The organism is Plantactinospora soyae, from assembly GCF_014874095.1.
In the GTDB taxonomy this organism is placed as follows: domain Bacteria; phylum Actinomycetota; class Actinomycetes; order Mycobacteriales; family Micromonosporaceae; genus Plantactinospora; species Plantactinospora soyae.
In genome coordinates this window covers 5,936,396-5,954,033 of sequence record NZ_JADBEB010000001.1, presented here as the reverse complement: position 1 = coordinate 5,954,033, position 17,638 = coordinate 5,936,396, and the positions used below count along the sequence as shown (strand labels likewise).

Sequence of the window (17,638 nt, the reverse complement as noted above, 5' to 3'; positions counted from 1 at the left end):
GCTGTCGCCGCTCAGATCGGAGAACGGAAGTTGGCCAACGGGTACAGCCGGGCCACCGGTCGCGCCATGCCGATGTCGCAGACGTGTGCCGTGGTCTCCTCCAGGTTAGCCACGTCGCGGGCGAAGGTCGCAGGGGCGAAGGCGGAGTTGCGGACCGCCGCGCGGGCGTGCGGCAGGCAGTCGTCGATCTGGTCCCGGAACCGGCCGACGGGCTGCCACTCGGGGATGCCGTGACCGCACAGGTTCGCGTACCGGTCCGGATCGGTGGTGGTGACGAGATAGCTGGAGCCGAACTCGCCACCGGCCACATAGGAGAGCGGGTCCCTCCGGTCCGGCAGCCATTCCCCACCCGCGTCGGCGTCCAGCCGCTGGATGCCCCGGCGCGCCGTGACAGTCTGGTCGGCGGCAATGCTCAGCTCGGTGTGATGCCGGTGTTGCAGCAGCGGCGCCTGCCCGGTGAGGTCGCCCCACCGTGGTGCCAGTGCGGCCAGGACATTGAGCCGGACCAGGTGACGGTTGAAGTATCCGAAGTTGGCACTGGCCGCCGCGCAGTCCAGGTACGCCTCGCCATACGGGCTGTCGCTGCGTACCGCGAAGATTCCGGTGCGCAGCTGCTCCGGAAGCGCGGTGCCGTCGTGAAGGCTGTGTTCGGCTGCCGGGAGGCCGTACCGCCGGTAGATGTACTCCCGCATCGGTCTGGCACCGATGTGGATGATCAGGACGAGTTGTCCGGTACGCAGCCCGTGTCGCTGCGCCGTTTCGGGATCCAGGAGCTGCTGAATCCACTGCACCGCGACGTAGTGTCCGTCGGCCCCGCCGAGCGAACGCCGCAGGGTTGCCTTGAGGTCGTCGTCGAAGCGGGCGACGACGCCGGCCCGGTGCCACCCTCGGTCGGCGGGCTCCGCCGCGGGGCCACCCAGGTCCGGGTGCAGCTGGGCGGCGTAGTCCAGCCCGTCGGCCAGTACCCGGTCGAGGTCGACCTTGGGATACTCGTACCGCAGGTCGCGGTGGTTGACCGAGCTCGCGACGGCGTCGTAGAGGGCCCGGACCTCATCCGGGCCGAGCTGGTCGCGGTGCATCGGCAGGGCACTCACGTGGTATCCGCTGCCCGGGTCCGGCACGGCCAAGGGGTACAGGTACCCGCGTGACCGGATCGCCAGGCCGGAGGGAAACCCCCAGTCCTTGACCGTGACATCGGGGAAGACGTCCACCGTCTCGATGCCCGGCAGTCGGCGGATCTCGTCGAGGCTCCGGCGCAGCCCGGCGGCGTCGAGCAGCCGGCGGGCCGCCGGCAGGTAGTGCTCGTGGAGGGTCATCTCAGGACCCCCGTCGAGACGAGCTGGGTCAGGGCCTCGGGCGAGGCCGTCCGCAGTCGGCAGACAACGGGCTCCCGGCCCGGTACGCCGAGGATCGCCCGGCCGTCGGACAGGTCCAGCCGCCATGTCTCGCCGGGCACCGTGCGCACCGCCCGCCACACCTCGCCGCCGCCGGCCAGCGGGGTGCCCGCCCAGCCGCCGGCCGAGAGCCGGGTACGGAGCAGCCGGTGGGTCTCGGCCCCGTCCGAGGCGGCAGGCGGGTCCGGAAGCAGGACGCCGAGCCAGCTCCACGAGCCGATGTCGACCGGTGCTGCCAATCCCCCCTCGCCGCTGTGCCGGGTCACCACGATCAGTAGTGCGTCCGGGAGCGCCCGATCCGCTGGGGGCGTGCCGGGCATCGGTGGCGGGTCGCCGGCCGGGCCCTGGCCCGACTCCCCGAGGAGCCGGACGGTGCCCCGATCGCCGTCGAGGTGCACCAGATCGCCGTTCTTCAGCCGGCCCGAACCGATCGGGATATCGATCACGCACGGCTTGCCCAGCTCGCGGGCGACGATCGCGGTGTGGGCCAGGACACCGGCCTCGCCACTGATCACACCTGCGGCCCGGAGCAGCGCGGGCATCAGGTCCGTGGAGAGCCCGGAGCAGACCAGCACCGCGCCGTCCGGCATCTGCTCGGCGGCCACACCGGGCTGAGAGCCCAGCCAGACCGGGCCCTCGGCGTGCCCTGCCGCGGCCGGACGGCCGTGCAGGAGTGTCGACCCGATCAACGGGTCGCTTCCACCGGTGCCGCTCGCCCGGGGCTCCAGCGGCACCGGGGCGGTGAGCGGACGGACCTGTAGGAGGTGCAGGCCGCTCGCGTCGCGGGCCCACTCCACGTCCAGTCCGGCACCACCCGGGTCCGGCAGCCGCCGGACCAGGTCACGAAAGATGGCTTCGTCGCCCGCCGTGAGCGCGGGCGTCTGCTGGACCCGCTCCGGCGGTTGGAGATAGACCAGGACACCGGCCGGCTCGCGCCACACCACCTTCCACGGCTGCTCGGTCCCGGCGCCGTCCGGCAGCGGAAAGCCGTCCGGCGCCGGGAAGAGGTCGCCGGGCAGCACCTCGGGGGCACCGGGACCGCCGGCAGTGACGACCCAGACGTGGCGATCCCCGTCGTGCAGGTCGCTGTGGCCGGGTTGGCGCGACACCAGCACCTCCGGGCGGATCAACCCCTGCACCACCGGTACCGGCAGTCCGGGACAGCTCTCCACGAGAAGCCTGCCGCGGCCACCGGCGTCGGCCGCGAGAACACCGGAACACCAGGGATTCACGGCCTGTTGGACGATCACCGCCATCGCCGGGGCGCGCTCGGACCGGTCCGGGCGGTTCTGCTCGTACTGCCGGATCGTGGTGCCGAACGCGCTGGCCCAGACGCGGCGGACCGCCGTCTGCACCGCGTTGGGGCGGCTGGGGCAGAAGAACGATCCGAACTGGCCGGCAAAGGAGAGGTCCTCGCCGTCCTCGCCGGGTGCCGAGGAGCGGACGACAACCCCGTGCTGGGCGGTACGGAAGTGCTCCGCGGCGGAGTGCACGGCGTGCGCCACGCGCTCGGGCAGGTGACCTTCGAGGATCGCGGTCACCGCATCCACCGGGCCGCCATGGTAGTCAAGATGGGCGCGCAGGGCATCGGCGTCGAGCACGAGTGCCGGGGGTACGGGCAGACCCGCAACCGAGGCGAGGCGCAGGCCCACGGCCTTGCGCCCCATCAGTGCCGGGTCGTCGGCGGCGGCGAGGGGATGCAGGAAGGACGGGCGCGGCACCGGGTCACCGCCCGTCCGTGCCGGGTACCCCGGCCAGCGGTGTCCGGACGCTGCCGGCCGCGGTACTCAGCAGCCGCACGAAGCTGGTTCGGGTGAGGTCGGTGCCGGCGAGCCGGGCGACGACGCGTAGGTTGCGCAGCCCGCGCAACTGGTGCACGCGGCGGTCCTCCTCCTCGTCACAGGCAAGTTGACACATGATCGCCAGGGCCTCCACCCGGTCGAACCGCGCCGGGTCGGCGTGGGCGGCCGCCAGCGCCTCGGCCAGGGCCTCGTCGCGGCGCCGCCGGGCATCGGTCCGGGCCGCCCGCATGAGCGCAAGGCCGTCGGCCGCATGGCCGGCGTCGAGCCCGCTCAGGTGCTGGCTCATCGCGGCCGGGCTCTCCAGGACGGAGGCCGCCGCACCCCAGGTCTGTAGGTAACCGACCTGCCTGGCGAGTCGTTCGGCGGCAGCCGGCGCCGACCGGTCCGCGGCCAGGATCTCCTCGTGGAACGAGATCATGTGGGGCTGCCGGCTCGGTGTCAGCAACCGGAACAGCACGTCGCGGCCCCGCTCGGGACCGAGGAGCCCGGCGAGGAGCCGTTCGTAGTCGTCCACCGGCAGCCACCAGTTGAGCACGTGGTACGCCATCAGCCGGACCAGGGTGCCGTGGTAGGCGCGCAGCAGATCGCCGTCGATCCGGTCGGCCAGGAGCCGGGCTTCGACGTCCCCGGCGAGCGTGTCCGCCCGGCGTACGAGGTCGTCGAGGTGTCGGCGGGTCGCCGCCGCCGTACCGGCCGACCAGACACGTTCGGTGAACCGGTCGCGGACCCGGACGAACTCGGCCAGCGGGATGTCGAGCACTCCCTGGCGCCGGAGGCTGCCGAGCGTCAGCGGCTCGCCGAGCAGCACTTCCGGTACCGCCTGCACGCCCGACGTGTACAGCTCCAACTCGATCGGTGACAGCGTGGCGCCCAGCTCGTAGTCGCAGATGACCAGGTCGCCGAAGACGATCTGCATGGCGTCCTTTCTCCTCGGGCGGAAACCACCGCCGGCCTCCGGGAAGACGGTTCGCCGGCTTACCGGAGGCCGGCGGCGTCCCCGGGACGGGCGTGACCCCTCCGCCCGCCCCGGGCCCGGCGATGGCCGGAACTGCCGGTACTACTGCTCCGGCGTGTGACGCTGCGCGGGCTCGACGGCCTGCGCGGCATGGGCGCCGGCCGTTCCGAGGTTCAGACCCGGGACCGGGCCGAGCAGCGACTCGCGCTGCTCCCGGCCCTGGCTCGCGATCTTGTTGAGCATCTGCCGCATCTTCACCATCGGGGCGAAGAGTTCTGCCATGTTGCACACCTCCTTCCATGGCCTTGCTCCGAACACAGCCGGGCGGATCGCCGGCTGCGGCCTGGTCACGACACGGCGCAGGGCGGTGTCGCGTACTCGGAGAAGCGTTGCCGCAGCATGCGGTCCACCTCACCGACCACCGGGCGCACCTCGGTGTCGAGAGCCTCGCTCCACCGCTCCGGATCGACGCTCGGGATCGGTGCGAACTCCACCCGCCCACCCGTGCGGGTGGCGACCGTGCGTCGCTGGTCGTCCCATCCGCCGGCATAGCTGCGGAGGAAGACCCGGTCGTCCAGTCCGGCAGGGTCGACACCGATCCGGGCCAGCGCCGACCGCCAGCGCGCGATGGTGCCGTCCGGGTCGGCGCACAGCTCGTCGTAGCTGAACACCGTGGTGCGGTCGGCCGGCAGGGCGGCGGCCCGCTCGTACACGGCGGCCCATACGGAGGCACGGTCGACCGGGGTGGCGCCGGCCCACAGGTACCTCCGGCGGTAGGAACGCTCCAGCGACTGGATCACCCCCGCGTAGTGGCGCAGGGTGAGCACGAAGCGGGCGGACGGGTACAGCTCGGCGAGGGTGTCCGCGACCAGGAGGTTCCAGGGCGTGGAGTCACAGAAGAACCGCGCGCCCCGCTCCGTGGCGAGTCGGCCGGCGAACTCGGCGGCGTGGTTCTGCAGCTCCCGCAGGTAGCGCTCGGCATAGGGCGGCCGGGTCCGGGTGTACCCGGCAGGTGCGGTCGCGTACGCGAAGACGAACGCCGAGTACTCGCCCATGGCGTACACCGACGGGTGTGAACCGAGCCAGGCACCGGCCAGGGTGGTCCCGGAGCGGGGTGAACCGAGGACGAAGATCGGCTCGGGGGGCATGCCGTCCTCCACGTCGTTCAGGACTGCGGGGCTCGCATGCTCGCTCCTCGCGCTCACCACGTCTCCTTTCGAGTCGGTCGTACGGACGGCGGAACTAGGCCGGGGTACGCCGGTACCGGCGGATGAGCCGACGCTGCAGGAACCACGCCCGAACCCGGACCCGCGCCAGGTTGACGACCATGGCGGGCCCCATGAACACCAGGCCGAGCACGACGGTCTCCAGGGTCGTTTCGGTTCCGGTGGTCGACCAGTGGACCGGGTAGGGCCGGATCCGGTAGCCGAAACGGCGCACCCACCAGAGCAGCTCGACGTCGAACTCCCAGCCCCGGAATGCGCACGAACCCAGGACCGCCCGCCCGACCTCTGCCGTCATGAACTTCAGCGGTGCCTGCGAGTCCACCAGGTGGTGCCGGAACACCCACCGGCCGACCCACCGGAAGACGTTGGTCTTCCACCGCCGAATTGGAGTCCACTGTGACTGGTCGCGCTCCGCGGCCACCAGGTCGCACGCGCCGGAGAGCACCAGCGACAGCATCTCGCCGGTCTCGTCCACCCGGGCCTGCCAGCCCAGGTCGCCGTCGGAGTACCCCCACACCCGGCCGCGGGCGCGCTCGAACCCGTACCGGATCGCGGCCGCCTTGTCCCCGCCGGGCAACTGGTGCAGTTCCACCCGCGGGTCGGTGTTCACCCGGTAGAGCCGTACGTCCGAGACCACCGGGCCGGGAATCGCGTCGTTGACCACGACGAGGATCTCGAAACTGGCCTGCGGTGCCAGGCTGGCGATCAGGAAATCCAGCGTACGGCCGATGTTGGGCCTCGCGTTCGAGGCGGGTACCACGACGGTGACATCCGGCCGATCTCCGGTCTCGACATCGTCCAGACGTTCCGACATCCACGTCTCCGAGTTCTATCGGCGGGTGCGCGCCGGGGACCGACGAATCGCCTCGTCTCCATCCGTCAATTCCCGGATGTACACGTGCAATTGTGGTTTCCGGCACTGACCGGCCACCTCCACGAACGGTGACCGCCCGGACTCCGCGTACAGACGGTGATCAGTCTTTGTCCACTCAGCGGTCACGCCGCACCGGCACTGTGCACAATGTCGTAGGCTGCCGGGAATGATCACGTTCGGGATCCTTGGAGCGATTCGGGCCTGGCGCGACGGGGTCGAGATCGAGCTCGGGCCACCACAGCAGCGGGCGTTGCTGGGTCTGTTGCTGGCCGAGGCGGGTCAGCCGGTCGGCACCGGGACGATCACCGAGATGCTCTGGGGAGACAACCCGCCGTCGACCGCCGCGAACCTCATTCACCGCTACGTCAGCGGCCTGCGCCGGATCCTGGAGCCGGACCTGCCGGCACGCGTCAACGGCACGATCCTTGCGCGGCAGGTCGGCGGGTACCGGATTGTCGTCAGCGTCGACGCCCTCGACCTGGCGTCGTTCCGGCAGCTGCGCGAGCAGGCCGGGCGGCACGTGGAGGCGGGCGAGCCCGGGGCGGCCGTCGAGGCGTACGTGGCGGCGCTGCGCCTGTGGCGCGGGCCGTGCGCCGCCGACGTCCGGACGGTCGACCGGGTACCCCTCGCGTTCACCGCCGCCGATCACGAGTACCTCGCGGCCGCGCAGGAGGCCGCCCAGTTCGGCCTGCGCTCGGACCTGGGCCACGAGTGCCTGGGCGAGGTGCGGCGGGCCGCCGCCTTCGACCCGCTGAACGAGTCGATCCAGGCGTGCCTGGTCCGGCTGCTGGCGGCGACCGGGCGGCGGGCCGAGGCGCTCGCCGCGTACCGGAACACCCGCCGCCGCCTGACCGACGAGCTCGGCATCGATCCGGGACCCGATCTCCAGGAGGCGCAGCGCCTCGTCCTCCAGGAGGTGCCGGCGGACGAGGTCCGGCCCGCCGAGCCGCCCGGCCCGCACGCCGACCCGGGCGTACCCGCCGGCCCGGACCCGGCTAAGCACGCCACGGCGGATACGGCGAGGCCGTTGACCCGGCTGGCCCAGCTCCCCGCCGACCTGCCGGTCTTTGTCGGCCGGCGGACGGAACTCGCCCAGGCGTCGCTGCTGCTGGCTGATCTGGAGCGCAGCGGCGGTGTGACGGTGGTCGCGGTTGACGGCATGCCTGGGGTGGGGAAGACCGCGCTGGCGGTTCATCTGGCGCACTGTTTCGCAAGCCGGTTCCCGGACGGGCAGCTCTACGTGAACCTGCGGGGGTTCGACCCGGACGGGCGTACCGTGGGTCCGGCCGGGGCGTTGGCCGGCCTCCTCCAGGCGCTGGGCGTACCCGCCAAGGATCTGCCCGCGGAGCTGGACGACCGGGCGGCGCTGTACCGCAGCGTGCTGGCCCAACGGCGGGTGCTGGTGGTGATCGACAACGCCCGGGATGCGGCGCAGGTCCGGCCGCTGTTGCCCGGTTCGACCACGTGTCTGGCCATTGTCACCAGCCGGGATCGGTTGACCGGGCTGACCGTCACCCATGGCGCCCGGCCGATGCGGGTGCCGTTGTTCGAGCTGGACCAGGCCCGTGAGTATCTGATTCGGCGGCTGGACCGGGCCGCGGTGGCGGCGGCGCCGGCGGTCCTGGACGAGATCGCCGAGCGGTGCGGGCGGTTGCCGCTGGCGCTGGCCGTGGTCGCGGCGCGGGCCGCCCATGACGTGGATCTGCCGCTGACCTCGGTTGTCGCGGAGTTGCGCGCGGCCGAGGGCAGTCTGGACGCGTTCGCCGGCGCGGACGCCGCCACCAACGCCCGGGTCGTCTTCTCCTGGTCCTACCGGGCGCTTGAGCCCGGCGTGGCCCGGCTGTTCCGGCTGCTGTCCCTGCATCCGGGCAGCCCGCTGACGCTGCCCGCGGCGGCAAGCCTGCTCGGGGTGAGCGCCCGCGAGGCCCGCGGGTTGCTGGCCGCGCTGGCCCAGGCCCACCTGGCCGGCGAGGCCGCCGCCGGCGAGTACACCTGCCACGACCTGCTCCGGGCCTACGCCGGCGAGCTGAGCGCGGAACACGACAGCGACGCCGCCCGCGACCAGGCCCGGCACCGGCTGCTCGACCACTACGTGCACACCGCCGTCGCGGCGGCGGTGTGCTATTCGGCGTCCCGACCACCGATCGCACTGCCCACACCGGCGCCCGGGGTGAACGTCACCGAACTGACCACGCCCGAGCAGGCGTCGGCCTGGTTGGACAGCCGCTACCGGCTCCTGCTGGACCTGGTGACCAGCGTGGCCACCGACCGGCGATTCGACCCGCACGTGTGGCAGCTGACCTGGGCGCTGAACCAGTTCCTCTACGGCCGGGGCCTGTGGCACGAACAGCTGGCGCTCAGCCGGACCGCGCTGGCCGCCGCGCAGCGCCTGGCCGATCCGGTCGCGCTGGGACACATGCACAGCGTGCTGGCCCGGGCCCTGGCCAACCTCGGCCAGCTCACCGAGGCCGGCGATCACATGCGGCAGGCCCTGGACCTGTTCACCGACACGGTCGACGACGACACCCGCGCCGAGCAGCACCGGGCCTTCAGCTGGGTACTCGAACAGCAGGGCCGCTACGACCTCGCACTCAGCCACGCCGAACAGGCGCTGGGGCTGCTGAAGACCGCCGGCACCCCCGCCCGCCGGGCCATGGCGCTCAACGCCGTCGGCTGGTACCACGCACTACTCGGCCAGCACCAGTCCGCCCTCTGCTACTGCCAGCAGGCGTTGGCGCTGCTGGAGGAGGCGGGCGAACAGCGCAGCCAGGCCGACGTGTGGGACAGCATCGGGTACGCCCACCACCACAGTGGCGAACCCGGTGCGGCGGTCGAGGCGTACCAGCGGGCGATCCAGGTCTGGCGAGAACTGGGAGTCCGCTACGCCGAGGCCGACACCCTCGTACGCCTCGGCGAGGCGTACCGCGCGGCCGGGGACGACACCGCCGCGGTCGGCGCATGGCGGCAGGCGCTGACCGTGCTGGAAGAGCTGAACCATCCCGACGTGGTCGCGGTCCAGGCCCGGCTGGGCGTCGGATGAGGTTCGGCCCCCACCCGGCCCGGAAGCTCTCCGCCGGCGGTACCTGCCGGCTGACCCGGGCTCAGCGCGTCGGCGTACCGCCGACCGATCGCAGCGCGAGCTGCCGGGGTGCCTGCGCCGGATCGAAGACCGGGCGGCCATCGATCCGGGCTCGGACCTGGTCCGAGCCGAACCGGTAGTCGATCCGGCGCACCGCCTCGGCCCAGTCCCTTCTGGTACGGATGCCGCGCAGACACTCCAGCACGAAGGGGTCGTGCCACCGGCTCCGGGCGCGTTCCCACAGCACGAACGGATCCTCGGTCAGCAGGCTGCCGACGGTGCCCTCGTAGATCGGCATCGCGCGCACCTCGCCGTCCGGTTCGATCTCCAGTGGCCGGAAGTCGGGGTGGCTGGCGACGTAGTCGGGGTGCATCTGCACGCCGAAGTTGTCCGTGGTGGTGACGGTGACGGACGCCGGCGCGGCCTGCTGGAGCCGCTGCCTCGTCCCCTCGTCGACCAGTGCCGTGACCTGCTCGTCGGTCAACATCTCGTGGTCGCCGTACGACACCCGACTGGCCAGGCCGGTGGGTACCACCGCACCGAACGCCACGTCACTCAGGTGCGGGAACCGTGGCGCGACGGAGGCGCACATCTCGTCGAGCTGGTGGTAGTTGCTGCGGACCACCACGTTGTCGATGCCGAACCGCAGCGGCGACTCCCCCGCCGCGGCACGTCGCGCGCTCTCCGCGTCGAGCAGGGCCAGCGCCGCCATCGCCCGGTCGAAGGAACCGGCTCGGCCACGGATCCGGTCGTGCACCTGCGCCGTCGCGCCGTCGACACTGACCACCAGCTTGGCGACCATGCCGGCCAGGTCGCGTACGGTCTGCTCCGGCAGTGACCAGCCACTGGTGTAGAGGAAGACCCGCACACCCGCCGTGGCGAACCGTTCCACCACCTCCACGATGCGCGGCACGGTGAGCGGTTCACCTCCGCAGAGCGTGATCATGGCCGGTCGGAAGGTGATGAGCGCGTCCGCCACCCGCAGCATCTCCTCGTGGCTCAGATTCTGCGGGCGCCGCCGGCCCGACTCCGTGTAGCAGTGCGAGCAGCGCAGCGGACAGGCGAAGGTGACGTCCCAGATGAGGACGTTCGGACCTGCGACGGCGTTCATGGGACGTCGACATTCATGAGACGGGTCTCCCGAGCGTTCGGCAGTGCGGTCGCCGGAACCGTACGGGCGCCGAACCGCCTGGGACATCGGCGATGGATACGCAAGAGTCCCGACCGGATACGCAGGCCGGCACCTCCGACGACCCAGCGTGCCGGTCGACCCTCGGTGGTTGCGGCGGGGCGGTTGCGTACCCGACTACCGATTCCCCGGTGCGCGGTGGCACCTAGCGTTCTGGCGTGGCGGCCACCACGGTCAGCTGCCCGTCGCCAGCGAAGGAGGTGGATCATGCGCGCATACCCGCCGGTCGACGCCTCGTAAGGGGCAGGTGCCTGATGGCGGTGGTCACTCCGAGTGGGTGGCCACCGCGGCGCTGGGGGACCGAACCGTCGACGTCGCAAGGAGAGTGCCCATCGTGTCGACCTCACCGACAGCCACCGTGACCCGCCGCCCTGGCAGTGTGTCGGCACTCGTCCGTGAGCTGCCGCGCGTCGACACCCCGCTGACCGTGCTGCTCGTCGCGCTCGTCGCCGGACAGGTGGCGGGCGTCGCGCTGCTGCCACTGGCGATCGGGCGACTGGTCACGGCGCTGACCGCCGGCGGTGGCCCGACGGCGTCCCGACAGGCATGGTCGGGGCTCACCCTCCTGGCGCTGGCGCTCGTCCTGGACATCGCGCTGGACCCGATCCGCGCCATGGTCACCGCGAAGCTGAGTACCGCGGTCGACGGCAGCCTGGCCCAACGCACCGTCGAGGGCGCACTTCGCCCCGGCGGGATCGACCACCTGGACGACCCGGACGTCGCCGACCAGCTCGAGCAGGCACGCGGGGTCGAGATCGGCGGCCACTCCCCCGGGCAGGCCGTCGACGCGCTGGCCGCCCTGGTCCCGCTCCGACTCACCGGGTTGGCCTCCGCGGTCCTGCTGGGCTGGGCCGGGCAGTGGTGGATGCCCGTCGTACTCGGTGCCGGCTGGATCGTCGCCGGCCGCTGGCAGGAGAAGGAGATGGCCCGCGCCGTCGTCGCCAACACCGCGAGGACCGTCCAGCTACGACACGCGGTGTACCTGCGCGACATCACGGCGACCGCGCCGTCGGCCAAGGAGGTACGCCTGTTCGGCCTGCACCAGTGGCTCGTCGAACGCTTCACCCGGGAGTGGTGGGACGGCATCGTCGAGATGCGGCGCAGGACCACCGACGGCCGTCGACACCTGGCGGCGAGCGCGCTGCTGCTGGCGGCACACGTCATCGTGGTGGTGCCGCTGGCGTACGGGGCCAGCAGCGGCGACCCGTCGATCGGACACCTGACCATCGCCCTCCAGTCGCTGCTGGGTCTCTACGCCCTGGGATTCACCGGCGACCTGCAACGGCGGCTACGGCTGGCCAGTGCCGCCGTACCGCCGGCGCTCGCCGTGAGTGCGCTGGGCACTCCGGCGCTCGCGGTCACCGGGCGGGCCGCCACCCGGCTGCCCCAACGCGAGATCCGCTTCGAGCGGGTGCGCTTCGGATACCCCGGCGACCGCCGCCCGGTCGTCGACAACCTGGACCTCGTCATCCCGGCCGGATCCTCGCTCGCGATCGTCGGCGACAACGGCGCCGGCAAGAGCACCATCACCAAGTTGCTGGCCGGCCTGTACCGGCCGGACGCCGGGCGGATCCGCGTCGACGGGCGGGACCTGCACGAATACGACCTCGCCAGTTGGCGGCGGCAGCTGGCCGTGGTGTTCCAGGACTTCGGACGGTACCCGTTCTCCGTCCGCGACAACATCGCCTTCGGCGCGATCGAGACGGCCGCCACCAGGGACGCGGTGGTCGAGGCCGCCCGCCTCGGTGGCTTCCTCGGCGTGGAGTTGGGGCTGGCGGACGGCTGGGACACCCTGCTCACCAGCGCCCACCTGGGCGGGACCGAGTTGTCCGGCGGACAGTGGCAGCGGCTGGCGCTCAGCCGGGCGCTCTACTCGGTGCGGCAGGGTGCCAGGGTTCTCGTCCTGGACGAACCCACCGCGCACCTGGACATCGAGGCGGAGTACGAGCTCTACACCCGGTTCCTGGAGATCACCGCCGGCATCACCACGATCCTGGTGTCACACCGGTTCGCCACCGTCCGGCTCGCCGAGCGGATCGCCGTGCTGCGGGACGGCCGGGTGAGCGAGTACGGCAGTCACGACGAGTTGCTCGCGGCCGACGGCCGGTACGCCCAGATGTTCCGGGTGCAGTCCGCGCCCTTCACCGATTCCGCAGGGGGCCGTCGTGCGTAACTGGCTGAGCGCCGCCCGTCTGGTGGTGGGCGTCGCGGTCCGGGCGGACCCGCGACGCGCGGTGTTGGTCATGGTGTTCGTCCCGCTGTTCAACATCGTCGCGGCGGCGCAGGCGCTGGGACTGCGCGGCATGGTCGACGGCGCGGTCGCCCGGCAGGTCACCGAGGCGCTGACCGGCGGACTGGTCCTCGTCCTCGTCACCGTCTTCGTGCACCAGGCGAGCGCGGTCGCGACCGATCTCCGGCAGGTGCTCCAGCAGCGGGTCGGGCTGGAGTTCGACCGCCGCCTGATGACGCTGTGCTCCGGTCCCACCCACATCAGCCACTACCACGACCCCGAGTTCCTCGACACGGCCGAGCTGGTACGGCAGCGCCGGACCGAGTTCGGCGGGGCATTCGCGGCGCTGGTCGAGAACGCCGGCCTGTTGGCCCGGTTCGCCGGTGCGGTGGCGCTGATGGCGATCGTCAGTCCGGTGCTGGCCCTGCTGCCGCTGTTCATCGTGCCGCTGGCCCTCGCCGTCCGCTGGCAGGCGACCGCCGTTGCCGCGGCCGAGGTGGCCGGTGCCGAGGCGGACCGCCAACGCCGCGCCCTGTTGACCCTGGCCACCGATCCGGCCGCCGCCCCCGAGGTCCGGTTGTACCGGCTGGGCGACGAGATCGCCGCCCGGCACCGGGCGGCGTTCGCCGTCTCGGCACGCCGTCGGGAGTCGGCCAGGACCCGCGGCGCCGTCGCGGTGGCGGCGGGTTGGCTGCTGTTCTGTATCGCGCTCGTGGCCGGGCTGTACCTCGTCACCCGATCTGTGCTCGCCGGCACCGCGTCGGCCGGCGAGGCCGTCCTGGTCCTGCTGCTCGGCACCCGGCTGGTCGGCGCCACCATCGGACTGAGCTGGCTGATCGGATGGCTGCGTCGTGCGCTGCACACCGTCGCGCTCTACCAGCGCCTGGCCGGATATCCGCACCCCGGCGCCGTCGAGGGGCGGAGTCGGGACCTGCCGGAGCAGGGCGACCTCGTCCTCGACGGGGTGAGTTTCCGGTACCCCGGCGAGGCGACGCCGGCGCTGGGACCGATCGACCTCCGGCTGCCCGCCGGCGCCACCGTCGCCATCGTCGGTGACAACGGTGCCGGCAAGTCCACCCTGGTCGCGCTGCTGGCGGGTCTCTACCCGCCGTCGACCGGACGGATCACCTTCGGCGGGCAGGACCTGGCGCAGGTGGATCCGGACGTGTGGCGGACCCGGGTCACCGCGGTCTTTCAGGACTTCTGCCGGTTCGAACTGCTGGCCAGGGAGTCGGTCGGGGTCGGCCGGCTCAGCGCGATCGACGACCGGGAGGCGGTGGGCAGGGCGCTGGAATCGGCGGGCGCCGCCACCGTGGTGGGCGAACTTCCCGCCGGGCTCGACAGTCGGCTCGGCCGGACCTTCCCGGACGGCACCGACCTGTCGTCCGGCCAGTGGCAGAAGCTCGCCCTCGCCCGGGGCCGGATGCGGACCACGCCCACGGTGGTGCTGCTCGACGAGCCTGCGGCGAGCCTCGACCCGGACAGCGAAGCCGAACTGCTGCGCAGGTATCGCACGCCGACCCGGTCAGCCGCCGACGCACCGCTCACCGTGGTCGTGTCGCACCGGCTGACCACGGTACGTGACGCGGATCTGATCGTGGTCCTGCACGAGGGCCGGATAATCGAGTACGGCCCGCACGCCGAGCTGATCGACCGGGCCGGCCGGTACGCGGAGATGTACGCGCTGCACGCCGCCGCGTACGGCGCCGGGCCGACGGTCCTGGCTGCGGCGGCGACCCGGGACGGGGTCCGGTCGGGCTCGACTCAGACCGGGTAGCTGCCCAGGATGGTCGGCGACCCCGGGCCGCCCTCGATCGCCCGGCTGAACCACTCCGCCCGCAGCTCACGACGGGAACCGACGCCCAGTTTCCGGTACACCCGGGCCAGATGGCTCTCGACGGTCCTGGCCGACACGACCAGCCGGGTCGCGATCTCCCGATTGGGTAGACCGGTGGCGGCCAGGGCCGCGACCTCGTTCTCCCGGGCCGTCAGGGTCGGCGATGCCAGGTTCGGGGTGTGCAGGCCGAGGGCGCTGCGGAGCCGACCGGCCAGCGCGACGGCCCCGGCGTAGTCCTGATCGCGTCCGGTCAACACCTTCGTGGCGGCCTCGGCCAGCCGCCATGCCCGCCGGTGCAGCCCCATCTCGGCGAGCCGGATCGCCTGTTCGAGCAGGCCCGCGCGGTCGCGGTTGAGCAGTGCCAGTTCGCCGCGCGCCTCGGTCACCAGCCGCCTCGCCTCGACGTACCGGAGGCAGCGGGTGACCTGGTCGGCCAGCGCGGCCGGCTGGTCGGCGGGCGGCAGGCGCGCCGCCCAGGTCAGATACTGCAACTCGACGCTCCAGCAACTCGCCGCGTGTGCCGCCGCCACCGCCTCCTCGAGCCGCCACCCGGCGGATCGGGTGTCACCGCGGGCGGCGGCGACCACGCCGTCGGCCCACGGCCGCAGGCCCGGCAGCACCGCCAGCCGGTCCGGGGGATCCAGGTCCAGCACCCGCTGCGCGTCGTCCGGCCGACCGGCCGCGGCGAACGACACGGCGAGCCACGCCGACGCCTCCGACCGGAACGGCCGGAACCCGCTCGCCTGTTGCGCCAGCGCCTCACGCAGCGGCGCGATCGCGGCGGCGTACTCGCCCTGGAGCAGCCGTGCGTACCCGACCAGCAGCGGCCAGTCGACGGCACGTAGTCGGGTTCCGGGCACCGCCCCCGGTAACCTCGGCCAGCGCCCGCTGATCGGATCGGTGACCGGCGGGGGCGCGCTGCCGTCCCGCCACAGCCCGACCAGGGACACGGTCGCCGCGGCCATACCCGCGATGTCCGGGGTCCGGACACCGCCACCGGCAGCCGCCAGCGCCGCCGCGCCCTCGACCGCCGCCTCGTCGGTGCGGCCGACCAGGGCCAGCGCCATCGTACGGACGATCCGGCACCGTAGTACGGACGAGCCGCCGACGGACAGCCGGCGCAGCAAGCTGTCGGCAACCCGCATGGCGTCGGCCGGACGCTGACCGAGCAGTAGAACCAGCGCGTCGGCGCCGTCGACGACGTGCGACGCGGCGAGCGACGCGACGGCGCGGAGCGCCCGCAGGTCGGCGTGGGCCGACGCCGGATCACGCTCCGCCGCACAGCGGTGCAGGGCGAGAGCCGCCGAAAGCACGACACGTCCGGTGACGCAGTGGTCGGACGCGGTCGCCTGGTGAAGCATCGACTGCGCCTCACGGCCGTTACCGAGTTCCGCGAGCGCGTCGGCCAGCGCGACGCTGGTGCGCGCGGACCGGTCCCGGTCGAACGCGGCCCGGGCCAGCCGGAGCGCCTGCTCCGGATCGTGCGGCCGGACCCGGCGGGCGGCGTCCGTCAACACCATTGTGGTGGCCGGCACGCCCGCGGCCACCTGCCAGCGGGCAACCGTGACCGGATCCGGTGTCGTAGGACCGGTGTCGCGGGCCGCCTCGATGAGCGCCGACGCCACCCGACGCCGCCGGGCCGGTGACACCTGCGCCCAGACGATCGCCTGGAGCAAGGGATGGCCGAATCCCACCGACACTCCGTCCTCCGTGTCCGTGGTACGCAACAGGTCCAGGTCCTCCAGTTCCTCGACGGCGTCCGGGGCGACCCGGTCGATCAGCTCGATCGGTAGCTCATCACTGACGGCGACCGCCGCCAGCGCGTCCCGGTGGGTCGGGGTGAGCCGGTTGGGTTCGGGCAGGAACAACTCGACCAGATGCGGTGGCACGCTGAGCGGACCACGCCACCACCACAGACCCCGGTCGCGGACCAGCCGACCGCTGGCGGTGCCGTGCCGGAGCAGTTCGGTCGCCAGCCGCGGGTTGCCACCGGTCCACTGGTGGATCAGGTGCAACGTGGTCGAGGCGACCGTGTGACCGAGCATCGTGTGCATCAGGGTCGCGGTCTCCATCAGGTCCAGCGGTGGCAGGTCGACCCGACGCAGATGCCGGTCCTTCCACAGCGCCACGACGGCGTCGGGCGGCGCCACGTCCGCCCGGGTGGTGACCATCAACCGGATGTGACCGTCGTGTGCGAGGCCGAGCAGCGTGGTCGCCGACCGGTCGTCCATCCAGTGCGCGTCCTCGACGACCAGCAGCGGCGTACGCAACTGTCCACGTCGGACCAGCTCGGCGCGGATCCGGCCCGGCACGAGGGCCGGGTCACCGGTGACCGGAAACAGTTGGCTGAACGGCCCGAACGGGATCGGCCGTCCCGCCTCGGTGGCGGTGGTACGGGTCACGGCATAACGCTCGGCCGACAGTTGCCGGGTCACGAGTTCGACTAGCGTCGTACGGCCGGTCCCCCGTCGCCCGACCAGCACGGCCCCACGGTCGGTGGTCACCGCGGTGAGGATCTGCTGGACCAGGCCGGATCGTGCGATCAGCGGTGTCCGGATGCGGTCCACGGATTGCCCCCTCCCTGCCGCGAACACCCGACATCCCGCCAGATGTCGACTTGCCGCTCCCGGACTGCGGCTCGACCACGCCGCGTCCGAATACCTCATGATCGTTCCGAGAACCTCCCGGCGCCCATCCAAATGGCGGTCAGTTCGGTAGCCGATGTGGCGAATGCCCCACGTACCGCGCCTACGAGCGATCGATTCGGCCTGCCGGATCGCGCCCGTGCACAGATGTCACATCCGGGTACCTCAGCATCACGCGCATTAACTCAATGTCAATTTCCTTGGATCAGCCGACAATGCCGGGCGCGACTGGATCGCGACTGGACGCAGCCTGGATTACCGTCCGCAGTGATCCGACGGACCATGCCGACAATCCGCGTGTCATGCGCACGACTCCTCCCTCGAGCAGGTCGATGATCGACGGCGGCTGGGCGGCCCTACAGGAACCGACGGCTCCGCAAATGCGTCGTGCGCGCACCAACTGACCG

11 protein-coding genes are annotated in these 17,638 nt (G+C 72.3%); 3 read left to right on the top strand and 8 right to left on the bottom strand.

Features of this window, described 5'->3' with window-relative positions:
• Positions 1 to 11: 11 nt before the first annotated feature.
• The 6 genes from H4W31_RS25955 to H4W31_RS25930 form a co-directional block, all read right to left on the bottom strand.
• On the bottom strand, positions 12 to 1,316 hold the full coding sequence (locus H4W31_RS25955) for an RtcB family protein (protein ID WP_192769044.1): 1,305 nt from the start codon (positions 1,314 to 1,316) through the stop codon (positions 12 to 14).
• A complete protein-coding gene (locus H4W31_RS25950; protein ID WP_192769043.1) occupies positions 1,313 to 3,115 on the bottom strand; it encodes a PEP/pyruvate-binding domain-containing protein in 1,803 nt (600 codons plus the stop codon). The genes H4W31_RS25955 and H4W31_RS25950 overlap by 4 nt, the downstream gene beginning before the upstream one ends.
• 4 nt (positions 3,116 to 3,119) lie before the next feature.
• Complete coding sequence (locus H4W31_RS25945) at positions 3,120 to 4,112, bottom strand: hypothetical protein (RefSeq protein ID WP_192769042.1); 993 nt, start codon at positions 4,110 to 4,112, stop codon at positions 3,120 to 3,122.
• A gap of 141 nt (positions 4,113 to 4,253) precedes the next feature.
• Positions 4,254 to 4,433, bottom strand: a complete 180-nt coding sequence (locus H4W31_RS25940; protein WP_192769041.1) for a hypothetical protein — start codon at positions 4,431 to 4,433, stop codon at positions 4,254 to 4,256.
• 65 nt (positions 4,434 to 4,498) lie between these two features.
• Positions 4,499 to 5,356, bottom strand: a complete 858-nt coding sequence (locus tag H4W31_RS25935; RefSeq protein ID WP_192769040.1) for a sulfotransferase family protein — start codon at positions 5,354 to 5,356, stop codon at positions 4,499 to 4,501.
• Between the two features lie 37 nt (positions 5,357 to 5,393).
• Complete coding sequence (locus tag H4W31_RS25930) at positions 5,394 to 6,191, bottom strand: glycosyltransferase (protein WP_192769039.1); 798 nt, start codon at positions 6,189 to 6,191, stop codon at positions 5,394 to 5,396.
• Between the two features lie 226 nt (positions 6,192 to 6,417).
• Between H4W31_RS25930 and H4W31_RS25925 the strand changes: the two genes are divergently transcribed.
• A complete protein-coding gene (locus H4W31_RS25925; RefSeq protein ID WP_192769038.1) occupies positions 6,418 to 9,291 on the top strand; it encodes an AfsR/SARP family transcriptional regulator in 2,874 nt (957 codons plus the stop codon).
• Between the two features lie 61 nt (positions 9,292 to 9,352).
• On the opposite strand, the gene H4W31_RS25920 is transcribed toward H4W31_RS25925, so the two are convergent.
• Positions 9,353 to 10,441 (bottom strand): radical SAM protein, encoded by a 1,089-nt coding sequence (locus H4W31_RS25920; protein WP_192769037.1) that lies wholly within the window; start codon positions 10,439 to 10,441, stop codon positions 9,353 to 9,355.
• 412 nt (positions 10,442 to 10,853) lie between these two features.
• Between H4W31_RS25920 and H4W31_RS44410 the strand changes: the two genes are divergently transcribed.
• Entirely contained in the window at positions 10,854 to 12,692 is a 1,839-nt protein-coding gene (locus tag H4W31_RS44410) for an ABC transporter ATP-binding protein (protein ID WP_192769036.1), read from the top strand.
• Positions 12,685 to 14,526, top strand: a complete 1,842-nt coding sequence (locus H4W31_RS25910) for an ABC transporter ATP-binding protein (RefSeq protein ID WP_192769035.1) — start codon at positions 12,685 to 12,687, stop codon at positions 14,524 to 14,526. The genes H4W31_RS44410 and H4W31_RS25910 overlap by 8 nt, the downstream gene beginning before the upstream one ends.
• On the opposite strand, the gene H4W31_RS44405 is transcribed toward H4W31_RS25910, so the two are convergent.
• Positions 14,514 to 17,153 carry a helix-turn-helix transcriptional regulator gene (locus H4W31_RS44405; RefSeq protein WP_192769034.1) on the bottom strand — a complete coding sequence of 880 codons (2,640 nt, stop codon included), beginning with the start codon at positions 17,151 to 17,153 and terminating at the stop codon, positions 14,514 to 14,516. The two genes, H4W31_RS25910 and H4W31_RS44405, sit on opposite strands and share 13 nt — an antisense overlap.
• Positions 17,154 to 17,638 lie beyond the last annotated feature (485 nt).